Here is an 18,104-nt window from a genome sequence, read left to right as displayed (position 1 = left end):
AAGTTTCACTCTTCAGTTTTCAAGGAACAATATAAAGTTTCTTAGCCTCAAAGAGGGGTAGAAATCTCTTATCTTGTAAAGGCTTCTTTTTTGTTGTGTCTTCCGCTACTGTCGCGGCGACAAGAAATAATATAACATGGACAATATCTTAAGTCAACACTTTTTTCATTTTTTATCATACGTTTTTTATACTTTCATCCCTTACGCAATCTTCCATTCATTTCGCTAACATATAATGATTTGTAAACTGGAATTTTTGTATAATAAAAGAACAGCACACTCACTTCTCTAGTAAATAAGGAAACATGAACACCTTTGGAAAGGACAATCCAGTGATCGAGGCGCTTTACGTTGACCTGAACAAGGTGATCATCAAGCTCGTGAATCAGGATATCCCGATCATCTTGATCCTCTCGAGTACGGACTGGGGGAAGACCCATCACTTCACTGGGTTGAATAACGAAAACCTCGGTCCCGTATTCGACAACTCTGGAACGATGAAGGAGATCCTGCACAGCAGTCCCGATTTCGACTGGTACGCCACACTGAAAGACACTACTCTGAGGATCTTCAAACCTCAGACACCCGCGTCCATGACCGCTGTCGAACTCGATCGTATCGAGCTCACTCGCGGAGTGCTCTGCGGAGAGCCGTTCGGCTACCTCCCCATGAAGCGCTCCACCGATGGGGTGCTTGTCCCAGTGGAACAGCGTGAGTGATTGTGCAAATCCCTTGTCAAAAGGGGAATGACGACTGATTTGCAGATAGCTTATAGCTACCTGTGAACCAGTCGTCACGCATTTTACGCCTCATTTGTTTCTTTGTTTCTTCTCATTTACAAAAAAAGATGTAACCCATAAAGGGATTACATCTTCATCATATCCTATACTTTCTCATACTCTCTGCTATCCGATGATTGCTTCGGAAATATATGCAACTCTTTGCATTTCTCCCAAACGGACTGCATTGCATTCTCAGGATCTTGGTAGAAGTAACTGCCTTGTATACGATGGAAATGCCAGCCTACTCGTTCCAATAAACTTTGACGTTCAAACTCCAATTTCCACTGGTCCATGGTAAGTACTTTATCTCCATCGCACTCAATCGCCAGTCTCGTTCTTTCTCCCTCAATCACGATATCTAAACTCTTGCCGATACCAATTTGAACTTTTACACTTGCGGTATATCCTTTATCCACAATATATTGATAGACATCTTGTTCTAACTGCGAAGCAAATAACGCCGCTTCTTCCAATGCATCCATATTATTTCCTGCCGAGACATTTTGACAATACTTCAACAAGAAAAAACGAACATCGTCTGGTGATAATTCATTTAGATCAACGGAGTGAAATAAAAATAATCGATCACGCGCACGACTTGTTGCAACAGTAAACTGTCGGCGATCCGCATCTGACGCTAAGGCTTTCGGCCGTGAACCTGGCAGTACTCCAAGGGACAAGAAGATAATATCTCGCTCATCCCCTTGAAAGCGATAAGGGTCACCACAGATGATGTGACGGCGCATCATCTCCAACTCTCCCAATTCCAATCGAAGCTTATCTTCCACTAATTTTGCTTGTTCTTGTCCAGATAAAGAGATCACACCAAATGTTTTGTTCGCATACCGTTCATCTTTGGTACACTTCAAAATTTGTTCTACAACCGCTATTGCTTCAGGTTCATTCAAACCTTTTGCGTGTTCCTTTGGATTTTCTACTTGCACAGGTACAGCAACAATAGATGGTGTGAAATTATCTTGTAAATTGGGTAATCGAAGTGGAATCATTTCATTATCGTAGCTTAACTGATTGCTGAATTGGATGATCTCTGGGACACTGCGGAAATGTTCCTTCAAAATTACCTTGTTGTGAATAATACGGTTTGCTGTATCATATAAGCTTGTTGAAATATCTAGATGGCCAGATTGCGGAATATCATAGAGATATCGCTGGATTAACTCCATGTTTAATTTATTATCAAATTCCACTACATCAGGCATAATCTGCCCATCATCACCAACGATAACAGCCTTTTTCCCGCGTAAAAGAGCGCTAAGTGCATATAAATTGCTCTGGCTACTTTCGTCTACAATAACCACATCGAAACGATCGTCATCTAACTTGATATTTTCAATCACTCGTTGAATTGGCATAATCCATACAGGTATTGCACTACGGCAAACGTTGAGTTCTTCATTGGCTTCTTTCCGATACATATCCAGCTGTTTATCAGTGCTGGTACCAATTCGTTTAATTAATTGCAACCAAGAAATTAAACTCCGCTTTTCTTTCTCTGTTGTTTTTTCCAAACGTTCTTTCCATGTCGCATCCGCTACCAACTTGCGGATTATAAATGCTTCACGGTCTTGATGTTTTTTTAGTTCTTTTTCTAAACTATCTAGATTATCGGTTGGTGTAAATTGGCTCAACCAATTTTTTAAACGACTCCATTTCCAAGCTTCTGCAAAATGGTCGAATGGATATTTTTCTTCTTGTTCCATTTTCGCAACTAGTTTTGGTGCAAAGGAACGAAGTTGTTCGTACTTTTCTTGAAAACGACTATAGACTGTCTGTAAACCTTCCAGTCGTTCCAGATTCGTATATATTTGACTCCAACGATCAATATCTGCTTCTTGTAAAGCAGTCAGTAGTTCATTCCAACTCGGATGGGCATATTCGGAATCTCTACCCACTGACAAAGTATGATGGAGCTGCTTATATTTTTGGTTTAATTTTTCCCACTGAATATAATCTTGTAGTGCCTGTAATGCATTTAGAAAGTCTTCATACCATTCGATTTGGACATAATCTACTTGCGGAACTCCTAGTTTTTCTACTATCGGATCTAGTTGTTGTGCCACACGTGCAGGCCATGCTTGTAAATACTCAATCTGCTCCAAGCATTCTGTCAATAAGTGAACCAGTCTTGGTGTGTTCGCTTCAACCATTGGACCATTTATATCTTCCATCAATCGATTCCATTTTAAAACAACACGATTTCTCAGGTCATTTCGTTCAATGAAATCTTGAATAATCTCAAAATCTTCCCGTTCCTTTGCCAGTTTTCCATTAATCATGCAATCTTTAAATAAGTAAGAGTACTGTCTACCTGTGATTTGACGAAAAACTCTTCCTGTTCTTTTCATCTGCTTCATTCGGTCCAGCACATAAGCAACATCTTGTCTGATAGTAGCAGTGGATTTAGAAGTAGGTAAAACTACTTCAAATTCCAATAAAGCTTTATCATATGCACCAATCCAGCTCAATCTCTCACGAAACTCTTCGATGAGCTCTGGCCAATCATGGTCCTCTCCATTTTGTTGAAGCAAGGCCAATTGCCACGAATCACGATAAATTTCTTGCAACTCTAATATTGCTTCTTCCACTACACGTGTTGCAGGTGGCAGTAGATGAGATATAGAGCCTGATAAATTCCACTCTTGGTAAAAGACTCGATTTTGTTCTACATTCTGTTCTACGATTTGCAGCTCTTGCATCAAAGCTGAAAAAGTTTGTGGATTAGGTAATTGGGATAAATCTGGTCTCACATTGGTGAGGGCAATTCGATCTTCTAGTTGAAAATGAGTCAAACTTTCTACTAGGTCTTGTACTTCTTGTGCACTCAATGGTTGTGATATATCATAGTGGATGGAATCAGGCAACCAATTGTGTTCTTTGTTTTGATGTAGCCATTTTGCAGCAGAGAGCGGGGTCCACTTTTCTCCATCGATCTCTTTGGATGCATTATCCATCATGGCTATTTTACCCATTTGTTCTTCTATGCTATTGATATTATTTCTAACGTTTCGTAACTCTTGGTCATATTCGGCAATACTCTGTTCCAACTCTGAAAGCTGTTTTGTAGAAAGCTGTTCGGATATAGAACGGATCGAGTTTTCAAGCTCTTTGACCGATTTCGCATCTCCACCGAGAAAACTGACACACAAAGAACGAATTTCATGTGGGATTTTACCACGCAATACATCCAATACTCGTTCTTTTTCACTTGTAACAAGTACCCGTTTTCCTTGTGCTAGTAAATGACAAATCAAATTTGCAATCGTATGGCTCTTCCCAGTACCTGGTGGTCCTTGCACTACTACTCCATTTTGTTGATTGAGCTTTTCCACTATTTCTTTTTGTTGTTGATTCGCAGGTAGTGGAAAAAGCAAATGGTCTCCCAAAATGTCATCTTGATTGTCTCTTTCAAATGAAAAAACATCTTCATCTTCCAACCAAACCAATTGTGATAATACACGAGAAATCGGATAACCTTCGTTTAAACGATCAATCACCTCGTTCAGTTCTTGATTCCAAGCAAAAACACCTTTGCGACGTATAAAAACAGCAGGACTATAGGAAACAAATGGACGGCCGCTTGTTTTCGTCACTTGATCCATCTGTGGAGAATAATGTCCGTCTGGGCTAATCACATGGACAACACGTTGCAGCACAGGGGACAACTCTTCTTCCTGACGCGGTGAATACAATCCACCTTGCTCTTGAACCAAGTCATGAATCTGATTGGTATGTCCAAAAGCAACGGAAGTGAGCATATCCGTCTCCATATAACTTCCTTTCGATGTGGAAGTTAGACGAAATTCACCTTTTTCTGGGTAAAAATGCAGTTCCATTGGTGTCACGATTAAGTGACGGGAAATACGAACACCATCCACTTCCCAACTTAACAATCCATGACCCCACACAATTTCTACACTATCTCCCTCTGCCTGCAAACGATTATAAAGGGAAAACAGCTCGTCATATACTTTTTTTACACGATATTTGGATGAAACTTCCTCAGACCAAGGTTTCCAATAGTCATTGAGCCAGTTCTCGAATAATTCCACTCGCTCGGTATCTTTTTGAAACTCTTTCTTTCCTTTGCTCGCTAATGGTTTTGGCTTTTTATCTGGTTGTTTCCAGTCTGTTATCCACCCAACCAACTTACTTGGAGGTGTAGGAGCCTCGCTTAACTGCGGTCTTTCTACACTCATCCATACTTCATCATTGCTATAGATATCGTAAATATCTACTCCACTCATGCCAATCAGATCAGATTGCCACCAGACTGTTTCGTATTCATCGACAGTTTGAACTATTTTTTCTTGCAGATTTTTCGTCTCTTTCAGATATTGGAATAGCCGAATCACTCTTTCACGTATTGGGTCCATCTGTGATCATCACCTACTTTTCTTATAATCAACTTAATCTATGTATCTTGGTAAATCTATCATATCAGAAAAAATAAAGAGAAAAAATGGAGTTTCTCCATCAGATCGGCAAACAAATGGCAAAGATAACCTTATTTATTGCTGAAAAACGAGTATTAACTTTGTTGTAACAACTATCGGAAGACAGATATAATGATATTAGTTTTCTTATATGTCATGAAGGGACACCCGTGGCTCGCAACAAGCAGAAGAAGGTCGACCCGTTCTCCGCTGGGCAGAGGGAAGCCCTGAACCGCAGCAAGCATGCGCAGAGGAACCCGATCGACCCGCAGAAGAAGGCGTACTTCGACCACCACCGGAACGAAATCATCAACTGTGCGAAGTCGGTCAACAACAAGTTGACCCTGCCCCAGATCCACCAGATCTGTCAGGGCGTACTTCGAAGTTCAACAGATGTTCTCGAACTGATGACTGTCGACTTCTGGAGGAAGCAGAGCGTGTCCTGACCAACCTTTGAGATGCATCGCATCCCAACCACCTAGACACCTCCGATGACTAGGTGCACGTAAATCCGATACTTTGATGATAGATAATAAAAAACCGTAACCAGTAAGGTTACGGTTTTTTTGTTTTTGGTGGAGGCGAGCGGAGTCGAACCGCTGTCCGAAGACACCACCCCACGAGGCACTCCGAGCGCAGTCGCTGATTTATATCTCGTCTAACAAGTCGCCCAGCGACAGGCTGCTCATTAGACCAGCCACTAAAGTTCGCCAACTCGATCGTGGCCTATCGAGCGGCTAGCCTACTAAAGTTTGAGACCCAGCAGCTTCACATAGGCGATGAAGAAGTGGATCCTAGCTACACTATTAGGCAGCTAGAGCAACATTATTGTTTTTGCCAGTTATTATTGGCGTCCGCGTATTTAACGAGATACGCAGCCCCTCGGCTCGCTCCTCGTAGGACAATCATCCCCGTCGAATCCCAAAAACGCCCCCATATCAAAAGAGCAATAACGACTTATGATTATAACACATCATTACCTATTTGTATAGGTTTAGCGGTTTTGTTCCTTTAGTTTTCGTTCGATCATGCGATCTGCATCTCGTTTTGCAGCAGACGCTCGTTTATCGTACTGTTTTTTCCCCTTACCTAATGCCAATTGAAGCTTGGCAAAACCATCCCGTAGATGAAGATCAAGTGGAATCAAGGTCAAACCTTTGATTTTCGTCTGTCCGATTAGTTTATTAATCTCTTTTTTATGCATCAATAATTTTCGGGTACGAGTCGGATCTACATTGTAACGATTTCCTTGTTCAAACGGACTGATATGCATTCCAACAACAAAAACTTCCCCATTATTTACTCTCGCATAAGCATCTTGGAGATTTACTCTGCCTTGCCGGATCGACTTGATCTCTGTCCCTGTCAATACAATCCCAGCTTCAAATGTTTCTTCAATATGATAATCATGGGTTGCTTTTTTGTTACGAGCGACTACTTTGCTTCCTTTGGTTCCCATTTTGCATCACTCCTGAAGCAATATTATAGCATGTCCACCACAGAACCAAAAGTAAGAAGCCCTACTTCGAAGAATGAGGGTTATAAATTTAAATTAGATGACTTCCACCGTCCCATTCAAAAATGGGGATACCCGAAGGTATCACATATGCACGGTGGGAGTCACAATGTCCTCCATCAAGGAGGATGATATCCTTGCTGTTTGACTAGTGTCAGTAGTCCACCCTTACGAGTGAAAAAAACCAATACGCTACAGCAAAGGGGGTAATATTCCTTCTTTTGGAAAAGATTTCTTAATGTTAATACTATTTTGTTATTTTGTAAAGTATTTTATTTGCGACTGGCTCGGTGTCTTTCAAAAGACACCGAGCCAGTTGTACTCAGTCTAGATCATAGACCAAGTAGTGGGAAGGCTAGTCATGCCAAGGACCATCGACATCATCGAGAAGTCGATCCTCCTCGTCGGTGCGCTCTGAAGGACGCTTAGCCTTCGCTACTTCTTCGAGAAGCCGCCACTCCTCCTCAGTTCGCTTCGAAGGGAGCTTAGCCCATACTGCCTCTGCAAGCAGCTGCTTCTCAGACTTCACTGTACGCTGAGTCGTCTGTTCCATCAATGAATCCTTTCTTCCTGACGTAGCTTTCTGTCATCACTTACTCTTATTATATTACCGATTTTATTACTGACAAGAGTACCAGTAGAATTATTTAGATTGACAAATACGTTATCATATTAAAAAAAGTTTAATTTCCTATACAAATTTGCTTCTTTTACTTGCTCTGTTAAACTATATGTAATGAACGAATCAAAGGAGATTACAAGAACATGAACATATATGATATCCAAGTAACCACTGCAAGTAGCGAGGAAAAATCACTTGCTGATTACCGGGGAAAAGTACTGTTGATTGTCAATGTCGCCAGCAAATGCGGATTTACTCCCCAATATAAAGGATTACAAGCTCTATACGACAAATACAAAGATCAAGGGCTAGAGATTCTTGGCTTCCCTTGTAACCAGTTTCTTGGACAAGAGCCAGGAACAAACGAAGAGATTCAAGAGTTTTGCCAAGTAAACTTCGGCGCGTCTTTTCCTATCTTCGCTAAAATTGATGTAAATGGTTCCAATGCTCACCCTTTATACAAACATCTAACCAAAGAAGCATCCGGCATTCTTGGTGGAGCAATCAAGTGGAACTTTACCAAATTTCTCGTCGATCGTGATGGAAAAGTAGTCAAACGATATGCTCCAAACACTGAACCTGAGAAACTAGCGGAGAAAATCGAAGAGCTCTTGCAACAATAAACCAAAACACCTCCATTGGAGGTGTTTTGGTTTAATATTTAATCAAAGTTACATTAGTTTTTGCTTGTCAGTCTCGCAACAAAATTTATTTATATTTCATATATATCATATGATCGATCCCGCTGTACTTACTGTATTTGTGTTTGATTCGTTTGAACTCTTTGTAACCTAACTTTTCATACATTTTCAGTGCATTTGTGTTGTTATCAGCCACTACCAAAATGTATTCATTATATTGTGATAACGCAAAGATATGGTTCATGATGGCTGTTGCTACACCTTTACCTCTGTATTTAACAGAAGTTGCAACGAATTCTACCCATGCCTTTTTTTCACCCACATCAATGGGGGCTTTTGGAATTCTCGTTTAAATACTGAGTAAGCAAATGTTCCTTTCCAAAACCCCAAATGATTCCTCAACACTTTTTTACTATGATCAATAGGCATAATTTTTCCATCTGTACAAGCTGTTATTCCAGCGACTTCTCCATCGACTAACGCTACGTAAAAAACATCTAACACAAACATATGCTCGAAAGCAATGGCTAGCTTTCTTTTATCCTTTGAAAAAAAAGTATGGAGATCTCCAAATCCTTCTACAAAAATCTCACTCATCTGTTTCCTTGCGCTTTCTCCCAACTCACTAGCTCTTTTAATTTCAATCATTATATAACTTCCTTTTTTCATTTTATGAAAAATCGCTTTGGATGTTGAAGGTTAATCATCAGAAGTGAACTGATCGGGGACACCTACTGATTTTGCTAAAAGTCCAAATGCAACGGCGATAGAAACATACCCAATAGCAATAGGTATTCCTGATTTGCAACCATCTAAAAACGTTTGTTTTGCTGATATGTTGTTCTCCATATGATCTCCCATGCTGTTCCTTAAGCGCAGTCAAATACTACTATGTTCATATTTATTATTCTACTATATCAACAAAACAGACATAAGTTGTCCCCACCTCCCATACGATGAAAGTAGGATAAACGGATGGAGGTCAAATCAAAGATGAACTTTTTTTGGATACTATCAGCAAAACAACTAAAAAAAGTCAGCCTGCTAGCATTGGGGATGATTTTTGCAGCTGGGATCGTCTATGCGGAACGACAAAACGTAGATGTATTTCTCCCGTTAGACGATGGTGGGCCTTCTGCGATTTATAGTGTAAAAACCGATAAAAAGGTTGTGGCACTCACTTTCGATATAAGTTGGGGCGAAGAAAGGACAGTTCCAATTCTAGACGTATTGGAGCAGAAAGGACTGAAAAAAGCTACCTTCTTCCTCTCCTCTCCTTGGTCAGAAGGTCATCCAGATATTGTAAAGCGCATCGTGGATGCGAAATACGAGATTGGCAGCCATGGACATAAGCACGAAAACTACAGCACTTTATCTGATGCGGATATTCGCAAGCAACTTACTACTTCTGACAGCATCTTAAAGAAAGTAACTGGTTTAAAACAGATTAATCTGATTCGCTATCCCAATGGTGATTTTGACAAACGGGTACTTAAGATCGCTGATCAAATGGGATATAAATCGATTCAATGGGATACGGATTCGCGTGATTGGATGAATCCAGGAGTTGACAATATCGTCAATCGTGTAGTGACCAAAGCACATCCTGGAGATATTATTTTGTTACACGCAAGCGATTCTTGTCGCCAAACCAAAGAAGCACTGCCGCAGATTATCGATCAATTGCGGGCTAAAGGGTATGAATTTGTAACTGTGTCTGAGTTGCTTGCTGGTTCAGATGTGAAGCAAAAGCCAGTTGAGTAACTCTAGTCACTCCTTTGTTTTGAAACGCAAATTAAAAAAGATGCAGGTTTATTCCCCTGCATCTTTTTTAATCTATATTTTTCTTTCCTACTTTATACTTAGGTGGTGGTTCGAACCCAATATAGATTCGAACCACCTTCTGACAATGGTATGTCTTACTTCTTCTCTCGGTGAGCCTCCGTCATACCATTGTCAGCAAGATCCTTCTCCGTTACATTTGAAGGAACCTCGACAGTACCGGTAAAAGTGGTTCCCGGAACCGTCACGTCGACCTTATCGGTCTGCTTGTCAGCCATTTTCACTCCCACAGTATCGAGAAGGGAACTTCTATCAAATTATAGCACATAGCTAAGAAAAATTTATAAACTTCTTAAACCTCCAACATGGTTCTACCGTGATCAATTGCTGCATCAGATTTAACAAATTTACGATAAACAAAAAAAGAGGAATCCGCTAGAGAACCTCTTTTTAAAAGATTATTTTTCTTTTGGTGAACGAGTGACCAACCAGGATAGTTGGAGAATCTGATAACCATTGCACACCAGCAATATCAAAACAGTAAATATCACAAATGGGATAGGCACTTCTCCAGCTTTGGAGTTAATCGAAGGAATAGCTTCCAATGTCGTCCCAGCGATCATAAAAAATAAAGTTGGTACAAAGGCTTGTCGTACTCCTTTGGCGGATTTCCACCAAGCAACTCCCATAGAAACTACCACAATCAAAAGAGGGATAGCTAAATGAGCAAACAGAGATGCTCCAGCAAACTTACTGGTGTTCAAATAAATGAGGTTGATCAACAAAATAAGAATAAGAACAATTTGTACCCCAACAAATAACTTTTGACTTCGGAAAAATCCTTTTCCAAGCCAATTAAATACAAGGTAAGAGAAGAATCCAAGCTCTGCCACAGCCGCAAATGTCAGCCCTGTGAGCAAAATCTGTGTAAACGCACCAAAATTCGTTCCTGTTATCGCACCGATCAAATAACCTAAAACAATCGATAGTATCGCGCCTACTAACAACGTAGACACGATCCAAAAAAATAATTTTTTTAATGTCATATGTATCGCACTCCCTTGCTTCGCTTCTGATTGTAGCACATCTAGACGCCAACTTTCACATATCGACAAAGAGAATAAATTTTCTACTCCATTAGTCAGAATCCTAATTCCATTGGGAATTCTTTCTTGGTAGAATAATAGTAAATCATCACCGGAATCTACCTCGTAAGAGGGGAACGGAACGCAGTGGACATCAACTTGCTTCTGATCATCGGAGTTGTAGGAGCGATCTTGCTCTTCTCCTCCATCGCCTTCTCCATCGTAAAGAAGCGCGTCTACCGTCACGGCTTTGAGGATGGACAGTACGCCGAGCCTCCGCAGGACATGCCGTACGAGAAGGCTGTTCTTCAGGCCAATCTCCTACTGGCGCATGCTGCGTCGAAGGCACCCAAGAAGTCCATCCAAACGAGGGTCATCAACATCATCCTCTTCATGATGGAGGGAGTCAAGTACCTCCCCGAGTACGAGAAGAACGCTCGCAAGCTGATCTGGAAGGGCTACATGGAACTCGACTGGCTCTTCGAGGGACCGTTCTATAAGCAGAAGAGGGAGTCTCAGATCGCCGCCGCACGACAGCGCGAACAGTACAACCGCATGCAGCAGGCGCAGACCGATCAGTACCCGCATCCGCAGGGATACAACCGCTCCTACTCGCAGGGTGAGCACCCGTATCCGCAGAACATCAGTCAGGATCCCGCCCGCTTCCAGATGACCTCGTCCGGTCAGGAACCCAAGTACTACATGCCCGTCCACCCCCACTCCACCCACTACCGAGGCTAGATTTCACTGGTGGCGGTGACAGGACACAACATCCCTGTCACCGCCGCCCCGAACATATAATGAACGATCCCATAAAACAAAGACCAAAGGATTTATTCCTCTGGTCTTTCCTGATTCTCTTCCAATAAAAAACAACTGCGATCTCCGCATAAGACAAGCCATTCCTTCTCATATTAAGCAGTAAACAGTGTCGTCGGAGGAATTATGATGTATCGAAAACATAAAAGCTGGCTCGTATTACTCGCCCTTGCACTTATACTTCCTGCCTGTGGACAAGAGAAATCCCAACAATCAGGCCAACAAATCGAATATCCTCAAATGAAACAAATGATGCTTGATATCCTTCATTCTAAAGAAGGAGAAAAAGTTTTTCAGGATGTCTTGAGTACACCAGAAGTGAAAGAACAGCTCATGATGGATGAGCAAAAAATTAAGGAAACAATGCAAAAATCATTTGCTGATCCAAAGATGCAACAAAGTTTGGAAAAAATATTAGCAAAACCAGAAGTAGCAGAAAGTTTTTCGAAAGCAACGGAGAAACAACAGCAAAAAATGATGAAAGCATTGATGAAAGATCCTGAGTATCAGCAATCGATGATGGATATTCTAAAAGATCCGCAATTTGAAAAGCAACTGCTGGAATTGACCAAAAGCAGTGAATACCGCAAAGAAGTCATGAAAGTCATCGCGGAATCTTTACAGATTCCCACTATAAAAGATAAACTCATGAAACTTTCCAAAGAGCAACAACAAAGTGGCGGGCAGAAAAAAGATGGCGGAGAAAATCAAGAAAGTGGGGAAGAAGAAAGCGGAGAAGGTGGCGGAGAAGGCGGAGGCGGTGGAGGCGGAGGACAAAGTGCCTTCCTCCCTATCCATTAGAAAAGGAAAGAGCCAAGATTTTTGATCTTCGCAAGGAGGCGAAGTTCAGGTTTCTCGGCTCTTTCTCTCTTATGATTTTGCTACTACATTTTCCGCTAGTTGTTGATACAGTTTTCCAGTTGGATGCTCTGCATCATAGATGGATGGAGAAAAAAGTGGATCATTTGGATCACCATTATCTGGCGCCCGCAATGGGATTTGAGCAAGTAACTCCACTTGGAGTTCCTCAGCTAATTTTTGTCCACCACCACGGCCGAAGACATAATCATGTTCTCCATCTCGGGTTTCATACCAAGACATATTTTCGACCACACCTAAAAGCTCGTGTTTCGTTGTATGTATGGCCATCGCCCCTGCACGAGCTGCAACAAATGCTGCCGTAGCATGTGGAGTGGTGACGATAATTTCTTTGCTCTGTGGAATGATTTGGTGAACGTCTAAAGCAACATCGCCAGTTCCAGGTGGTAAATCAAGCAATAAATAATCTAATTCACCCCAGTGAACCTCATGAAAAAAATTACGTAACATTTTCCCTAGAATAGGACCACGCCAAACTACAGGAGCGTTATCATCTACAAAGAAACCCATCGACATGACTTTTACCCCAAAACGTTCAACTGGGAGAATCGTTTCGTCAATCACTACAGGTCGTTGTTCAATCCCCATCATATCTGGCACACTAAATCCATAGATATCCGCGTCAATGATTCCTACTTTTTTTCCAAGACGCGCTAGAGAAACAGCGAGATTAACCGTCACAGTAGACTTTCCTACTCCGCCTTTTCCACTAGCAACTGCAATAAATGTCGTTTTGGAAGAAGGAGATAATAAATCGGAATTACCAGTTTGTTGCCCAGGGTTGCGTAATTTTTGAGAAAGGGTAGCCCGCTCCTCATCGGTCATCGAACCAAATGTCACATGAACCTTTTCTGCTCCCAATGCTTTAATTGCATCTTCCACATCTTCACCGATTTTCACCTTTAAGGGACATCCTTGGATTGTTAAAATCACATCAAGGGAAACGGTAGTTCCATCGATCTGGATATTGCGAATCATATTTAATTCAACAAGGCTTCGATCGAGTTCAGGATCTTTTACTCCTCGTAAAGCCTCTAGCACTTGCTCTGCCGTTATCATGGAAGTGGACACCTCGTTTTAACTCCACCCAAACTAAATAGAAAAAATGGGCATGTGTATATTATTCGTTTTTCATTATATCGGAGTGGTATGCTAAAATGCCATAGTAGATCGAGGCAGCAATTTTCCGCTGGTATTTAGGATCGCTTAAAAGCTGTGCTTCTTCATCATTCGAAAGGAAACCAACTTCTACCAATGCAGTTGGAATTGGTGAATACTTCAACAGAAAAACATCATTTTTCGCTTTGGCAATGCGAGTAGTGTTTTCTAGGTTATGAACCAATTCTGTCTGAATGAAAGTGGCTAATTTTTTATTCGCTTCTCGGGTAGGATTATAAAAAGTCTGTGCACCATGGGATTCTCCAGGAAAGGCATTTCCATGAATGCTAATAAATAAATCGGCATTTTCATCTTTTACCATTTGTAGTCGCTTAGAAAGATCTCTTGCTTTCCAACGGCTCTTTCCGTTTCCAACACCCGCCAAATCTTTATCTGACTCTCTTGTCAGAACCACAAATGCTCCACTTTGCTGGAGAAAATCACGAAGATAAGAAGCGATATTTAACGTTATTTCTTTCTCTTCCAACCCACTTCTGCTTACTGCACCAGCATCGATTCCACCATGACCTGCATCTATGACGATCACTTTACTTGATAGAGGCATGCTCCACGTGTTCCATGATTGCTGCCAATCCAAATGAAACCACATTGGTATGGTAAGAAATCCAAATAAAAATGCAATCATTAACCATAGGAATTTCTGCTCACGCATGGATTCATGTAATTTCTCCCACACTATCCTCACCGCCCAAATTCTCACTATTGTAGCCTATGTATATGTGACAACAGACAGGCTTATCACCGCTTTTCTTCAAACAAAATAATTTTTGAGGTGATGTCTTATGGATAATGGGGGAAATTTGTTCTTTATTCTCTTTTGATATATTTACCTGAACGTTTACACTCTTCTTCTACTCCTTGACAGAACCAGTGTATCACGAGACCTTCACCTAAAAGATATACATCTGTCAATGACCGCTCATCTAACCAATGTTCTACTGCAAACTGAGACAGACAAGATTTTACGAGATCATATCCTTCATCAGTGAAGTTTCGTGCATAAATTCGTTCCCATGGAGTATCTTGAAATTCACGCATACGAAGAGAACGTGCTGTTTTTGCCGAACGCATCCCCCAGACATATGCATCATATACCAATCGATATACTGCTTCTAATACAATATTTTGCTTAACACGAGACCAATAACGAACAAGCGGAAAGACTTGTTTCTTCTTGACCTCTTCCATCTCATCCCATGGAAAATACATCAATGCTCGGTCTCGCAACTGTTCTTCATACGCTGCACGTAACGTTTCAAACTGGATAAGTCTCCCCATGTAACGGCTCCTTGTCTCTTGTTACATCCATTGTCGACAAGGAAGAAGGGGAAATATACACTAAAAAATCACGACACCCCTCTATCTTTCCTACAGATAGAGGGGTGTTTGAGTTTGGTTAAATTATATTCCAATCAAACTCCAGAATTCATCTTGTGTTTTTTTAGGGAGCGAATTTATCTTCTCTAGGAAATCTTCATACGCTTTCACTTCTCTTCGATACGTAAGGGAACCAAAACGCTTGTGTTTTTGTATTTCTTTGATTCTTGCTCTGCCAGATATTTTTGCAATATCTACTTCCACCTGATCGCAAGCTTTTTGATAAGCTCGGAAGACTTCAAAAAATTCTTCCTTCAGCTCCTCCAGATTAGAGGGAGTTTTAAGCTTCTTTGAAATCATAGGTGGGCGTCTTTCTCGGTTACCAGTTACCATAATTGTCAACCTAGATTATATCATAGGTATCCAATGAATTTATATGATATAAAAGTCTTCATCTCTATTATTTTGTTATATATATCAAAATAATTTTAAAAGATTGAATGAAAACAACCACACCCCTCTATCCTAGGATAGAGGGGTGCATGTTACGACACATACTCCAACTGAAACTTGGTAACACAGGTCCAAAAGTGCTCTTCTTGTCCATCTCGAGTAACAGCGTCGATGATCTCGCGCAGTTTTATAAAGTAAACAGAGCTTGCACCATACATGGCTTTTTGTGCCAGTTTGATCTCATGCAAGATCCGATCAACCTCTGCCTTTGATCCTCTAGACTCGCTCAGAGCACGTTCCTTCTCGGAGAGTGTATTGATATTTGCTTGATGACCGATGAGATCATCTTTCATTCGCTGCCATGTGTCCTTGTACTGCATAGCATAGTCTTCAGCACTTCTTACCTGCTTGTTCATCTATCTCTCTTTCAAGTGGGAAGAAACGAAGAATTCACAACAGAACAATTATAAGGAGAATAGCATCCTGCATCAAGCAAAAATATCATAACTGAGCCCTGATACGATGGTTTTGTCCCCTTCTTTCTCCACTTTTGCATCTAATAAGGCTAGTACCACTTTTTGCTGATCTGCAGTAACAATATGAAGTTCGTGTAAAGTGCGCAAGGATGGCTTTAATAAACTTGTCTTTACGTCACAGGTTAGCGAAAAATAATCATAGCCCTTCTCCTTCTCTTTCTCTTCTACTACAAAATATGGTTGTTCCTCCAGATAATGAACAAATGCTTGTACCTCAGCAATCTGCCCTGTAATTTGTAATTGAAGCAATAACATAACCTCCATAAAAAGAAAATATTTTGCAAACACATCATCGCATAGTATAATAAATTTTACCAATAATGAAATTAATTTGAAGTATAAAGAGTCTCCTATAAATTTCATTAAAATTCGGGTCAAAAGGCCGAATTTTAATGAAACTTCTTTGTAAATAGCATACGTTTCATTGAAATTAAGCGTTTGTCATACAAACTGGAAAAAAATTTTTTTGAGGTGTTGATATGAAAGCTCATCTCTATGTCACAGCTGAACTAGCATTCGAGATACGAGAAGCAAGAAAGAAAAAGGGATATCGGCAAGAAGACCTTGCATCGGAAGGATTTTTATCTACTGGAACCATTAGTAGAATGGAAAGGGGGAATGTTTCTGTCAGCAGAGAAAAAGTCATCTTCTTATGTGAACAGTTAGGCGTAGCAATTGAAAAGTATCAGCAAGAAGCAGAGGAAGAAGATCAAGTAGATGTAGCTTTGCAACTTCTTTCTATTGAAAACCACCTAAACATGGTCTCCCCAGATGAAGCATGGGAAGAACTGCGCACCATAAAACCAGAAAACGAATATCATCGTATCTGGGCACTGTATTTAAAAGGCAGGTATTGGGAGAGAAAAGGAAAGAAGGAAAAAGCGAAAGTAGTTTATTTGCAAGTCGTGGAAAATGATGATCCAGAATTGCGAAAGTATAATTTTATTCCAGCAAGTTATCATGCCCTTGGAAGAATAAATTTTTATGAAAACTGTCCAGATAAGGCAATGGAGTGGGTAACAAAAGGACTTGACAGTTTCTATAAAGATGGAGAAAAAGAACATATCTATTACTATCTATTAATTAGTAAAGTTATCTATTTGGAAGAATTAAATCGAAATGAAGAAGCATTGTTGGAAATCGAAGATTTATGGACAAATAGAAACAATATTGACAGTCGACAAGTAATACTTAGTATGTATGAAATAAAGACAAGGCTTTTAACTAAGCTATCCAGATTTGACCTAGCGGTAACACTAGCTACCGAGGGACTTAATATAGCTAGAATAAATCGCATGTATGAGCATTCGGGTTATCTTTGGATCACCTTAGCTGATTGTTATCAACAACAAAATAAAATAAAAAACGCAGAAATCTGTTTTCAATCTGCTATAAATATGAGTTCTCATGTGAATAATAAGTTTTATATTTCTAAGATTTTTATTCAAATGGGGAAATTGTATCAAAAAGCTAAAGCTTCAAAAAAAGCTTATGAAATGTTTACTACTGCTATTACTCTATCAAGAAAATATGCAAACAAGATATTATTGGCTGAATCGCTTCAATGTGTTGGAGATCACTACATGCAGAACGGAAAAATAGAAGAAGCAAAAAAAGCTTATGAAGAATCTATTGATATCTATAAAAGACTCCACAAACCAAAAAATATTCGAAGTTTACTTTTAAAAATGGCGAGCTGTTATCGTGATTCCGACCGAACAAAATATTATAATCTGTTAGATGAGTATCACCAGATATATTGTGAAAATAGGGGGTAGAATAATGGATTTTACAGGACCACCTGATGATGATTAGATAAATGAATCATTGTGTTTTAACAGGAGGTAAAAAAATGAGCTTTCTAGGTTCACCTGGTGATTTATAGTTTTCTTGTTTAATAAAAATAGTATCCACTAGATCCTCAAATCGATAGAACTATTCTATTTTAGAAGAATACTATCAAATTTATCCTTTCAATTAGGGGGTTATACCAAAATAAATTACGGTGCTCCTCCAGATGAAGAGTAAATTCCCAAATT

20 protein-coding genes and 1 other RNA gene are annotated in these 18,104 nt (G+C 40.2%); 7 read left to right on the top strand and 14 right to left on the bottom strand.

Annotated features, from left to right (window positions below; all coding sequences use genetic code 11):
• The first annotated feature begins 305 nt into the window (after nucleotides 1-305).
• The gene (locus GSM42_RS13440) at nucleotides 306-719 is read left to right on the top strand and encodes a hypothetical protein (protein WP_160802042.1); all 414 of its coding nucleotides are present in this window, start codon (nucleotides 306-308) and stop codon (nucleotides 717-719) included.
• 164 nt (nucleotides 720-883) lie between these two features.
• Here GSM42_RS13440 and GSM42_RS13435 read toward each other — a convergent pair whose 3' ends face one another.
• The gene (locus GSM42_RS13435) at nucleotides 884-5,176 is read right to left on the bottom strand and encodes an AAA domain-containing protein (RefSeq protein ID WP_160802041.1); all 4,293 of its coding nucleotides are present in this window, start codon (nucleotides 5,174-5,176) and stop codon (nucleotides 884-886) included.
• 230 nt (nucleotides 5,177-5,406) lie between these two features.
• Between GSM42_RS13435 and GSM42_RS13430 the strand changes: the two genes are divergently transcribed.
• The gene (locus GSM42_RS13430) at nucleotides 5,407-5,682 is read left to right on the top strand and encodes a hypothetical protein (protein ID WP_160802040.1); all 276 of its coding nucleotides are present in this window, start codon (nucleotides 5,407-5,409) and stop codon (nucleotides 5,680-5,682) included.
• Nucleotides 5,683-5,809: 127 nt separating this feature from the next.
• On the opposite strand, the gene ssrA is transcribed toward GSM42_RS13430, so the two are convergent.
• Both ssrA and smpB read right to left on the bottom strand, forming a co-directional pair.
• Nucleotides 5,810-6,171, bottom strand: a transfer-messenger RNA (tmRNA) gene (gene ssrA, locus GSM42_RS13425).
• Nucleotides 6,172-6,230: 59 nt separating this feature from the next.
• Entirely contained in the window at nucleotides 6,231-6,695 is a 465-nt protein-coding gene (smpB, locus tag GSM42_RS13420; protein ID WP_160802039.1) for an SsrA-binding protein SmpB, read from the bottom strand.
• Nucleotides 6,696-7,517: 822 nt separating this feature from the next.
• Between smpB and GSM42_RS13415 the strand changes: the two genes are divergently transcribed.
• Complete coding sequence (locus GSM42_RS13415; protein WP_160802038.1) at nucleotides 7,518-7,997, top strand: glutathione peroxidase; 480 nt, start codon at nucleotides 7,518-7,520, stop codon at nucleotides 7,995-7,997.
• An 85-nt stretch (nucleotides 7,998-8,082) separates the two neighbouring features.
• On the opposite strand, the gene GSM42_RS13410 is transcribed toward GSM42_RS13415, so the two are convergent.
• From GSM42_RS13410 to GSM42_RS20385, 3 genes are read right to left on the bottom strand one after another with little or no spacing between them, the layout of a single operon-like run.
• Entirely contained in the window at nucleotides 8,083-8,337 is a 255-nt protein-coding gene (locus GSM42_RS13410; RefSeq protein WP_160802037.1) for a GNAT family N-acetyltransferase, read from the bottom strand.
• Nucleotides 8,313-8,663 carry a hypothetical protein gene (locus GSM42_RS13405; protein WP_160802036.1) on the bottom strand — a complete coding sequence of 117 codons (351 nt, stop codon included), beginning with the start codon at nucleotides 8,661-8,663 and terminating at the stop codon, nucleotides 8,313-8,315. The genes GSM42_RS13410 and GSM42_RS13405 overlap by 25 nt, the downstream gene beginning before the upstream one ends.
• 51 nt (nucleotides 8,664-8,714) lie before the next feature.
• Nucleotides 8,715-8,864, bottom strand: a complete 150-nt coding sequence (locus GSM42_RS20385) for a hypothetical protein (protein ID WP_202404912.1) — start codon at nucleotides 8,862-8,864, stop codon at nucleotides 8,715-8,717.
• A 144-nt stretch (nucleotides 8,865-9,008) separates the two neighbouring features.
• On the opposite strand from GSM42_RS20385, the gene pdaB reads away from it, so the two are divergent.
• On the top strand, nucleotides 9,009-9,779 hold the full coding sequence (gene pdaB / locus GSM42_RS13395; protein WP_160802035.1) for a polysaccharide deacetylase family sporulation protein PdaB: 771 nt from the start codon (nucleotides 9,009-9,011) through the stop codon (nucleotides 9,777-9,779).
• 155 nt (nucleotides 9,780-9,934) lie between these two features.
• Here pdaB and GSM42_RS13390 read toward each other — a convergent pair whose 3' ends face one another.
• Nucleotides 9,935-10,075, bottom strand: a complete 141-nt coding sequence (locus GSM42_RS13390) for a hypothetical protein (protein WP_160802034.1) — start codon at nucleotides 10,073-10,075, stop codon at nucleotides 9,935-9,937.
• A gap of 180 nt (nucleotides 10,076-10,255) precedes the next feature.
• Complete coding sequence (locus GSM42_RS13385) at nucleotides 10,256-10,843, bottom strand: KinB-signaling pathway activation protein (protein ID WP_160802033.1); 588 nt, start codon at nucleotides 10,841-10,843, stop codon at nucleotides 10,256-10,258.
• Nucleotides 10,844-11,029: 186 nt separating this feature from the next.
• Between GSM42_RS13385 and GSM42_RS13380 the strand changes: the two genes are divergently transcribed.
• Both GSM42_RS13380 and gerD read left to right on the top strand, forming a co-directional pair.
• Nucleotides 11,030-11,623 (top strand): hypothetical protein, encoded by a 594-nt coding sequence (locus GSM42_RS13380; RefSeq protein ID WP_160802032.1) that lies wholly within the window; start codon nucleotides 11,030-11,032, stop codon nucleotides 11,621-11,623.
• A 204-nt stretch (nucleotides 11,624-11,827) separates the two neighbouring features.
• On the top strand, nucleotides 11,828-12,502 hold the full coding sequence (gene gerD / locus GSM42_RS13375) for a spore germination lipoprotein GerD (RefSeq protein WP_160802031.1): 675 nt from the start codon (nucleotides 11,828-11,830) through the stop codon (nucleotides 12,500-12,502).
• 69 nt (nucleotides 12,503-12,571) lie between these two features.
• On the opposite strand, the gene GSM42_RS13370 is transcribed toward gerD, so the two are convergent.
• The 6 genes from GSM42_RS13370 to GSM42_RS13345 form a co-directional block, all read right to left on the bottom strand.
• Nucleotides 12,572-13,639: a P-loop NTPase gene (locus GSM42_RS13370; protein ID WP_160802030.1), complete on the bottom strand. Its 1,068-nt coding sequence runs from the start codon at nucleotides 13,637-13,639 to the stop codon at nucleotides 12,572-12,574.
• A 61-nt stretch (nucleotides 13,640-13,700) separates the two neighbouring features.
• Nucleotides 13,701-14,435 (bottom strand): N-acetylmuramoyl-L-alanine amidase CwlD, encoded by a 735-nt coding sequence (gene cwlD / locus GSM42_RS13365; protein WP_338055298.1) that lies wholly within the window; start codon nucleotides 14,433-14,435, stop codon nucleotides 13,701-13,703.
• Nucleotides 14,436-14,566: 131 nt separating this feature from the next.
• Complete coding sequence (locus tag GSM42_RS13360) at nucleotides 14,567-15,037, bottom strand: hypothetical protein (RefSeq protein ID WP_160802029.1); 471 nt, start codon at nucleotides 15,035-15,037, stop codon at nucleotides 14,567-14,569.
• Nucleotides 15,038-15,160: 123 nt separating this feature from the next.
• Nucleotides 15,161-15,469 (bottom strand): hypothetical protein, encoded by a 309-nt coding sequence (locus GSM42_RS13355; protein WP_160802028.1) that lies wholly within the window; start codon nucleotides 15,467-15,469, stop codon nucleotides 15,161-15,163.
• 152 nt (nucleotides 15,470-15,621) lie between these two features.
• Complete coding sequence (locus GSM42_RS13350) at nucleotides 15,622-15,945, bottom strand: hypothetical protein (protein WP_160802027.1); 324 nt, start codon at nucleotides 15,943-15,945, stop codon at nucleotides 15,622-15,624.
• A 72-nt stretch (nucleotides 15,946-16,017) separates the two neighbouring features.
• Nucleotides 16,018-16,314: a hypothetical protein gene (locus GSM42_RS13345; protein WP_160802026.1), complete on the bottom strand. Its 297-nt coding sequence runs from the start codon at nucleotides 16,312-16,314 to the stop codon at nucleotides 16,018-16,020.
• 230 nt (nucleotides 16,315-16,544) lie between these two features.
• On the opposite strand from GSM42_RS13345, the gene GSM42_RS13340 reads away from it, so the two are divergent.
• Entirely contained in the window at nucleotides 16,545-17,843 is a 1,299-nt protein-coding gene (locus tag GSM42_RS13340) for a helix-turn-helix domain-containing protein (protein ID WP_160802025.1), read from the top strand.
• Nucleotides 17,844-18,104: the final 261 nt, after the last annotated feature.

Source organism: Shimazuella alba (genome assembly GCF_009831235.1).
In the GTDB taxonomy this organism is placed as follows: Bacteria; Bacillota; Bacilli; order Thermoactinomycetales; family Thermoactinomycetaceae; genus Shimazuella; species Shimazuella alba.
Note: the sequence above shows the minus strand (reverse complement) of the source record. Positions and strands in the feature narration are given on the sequence as shown.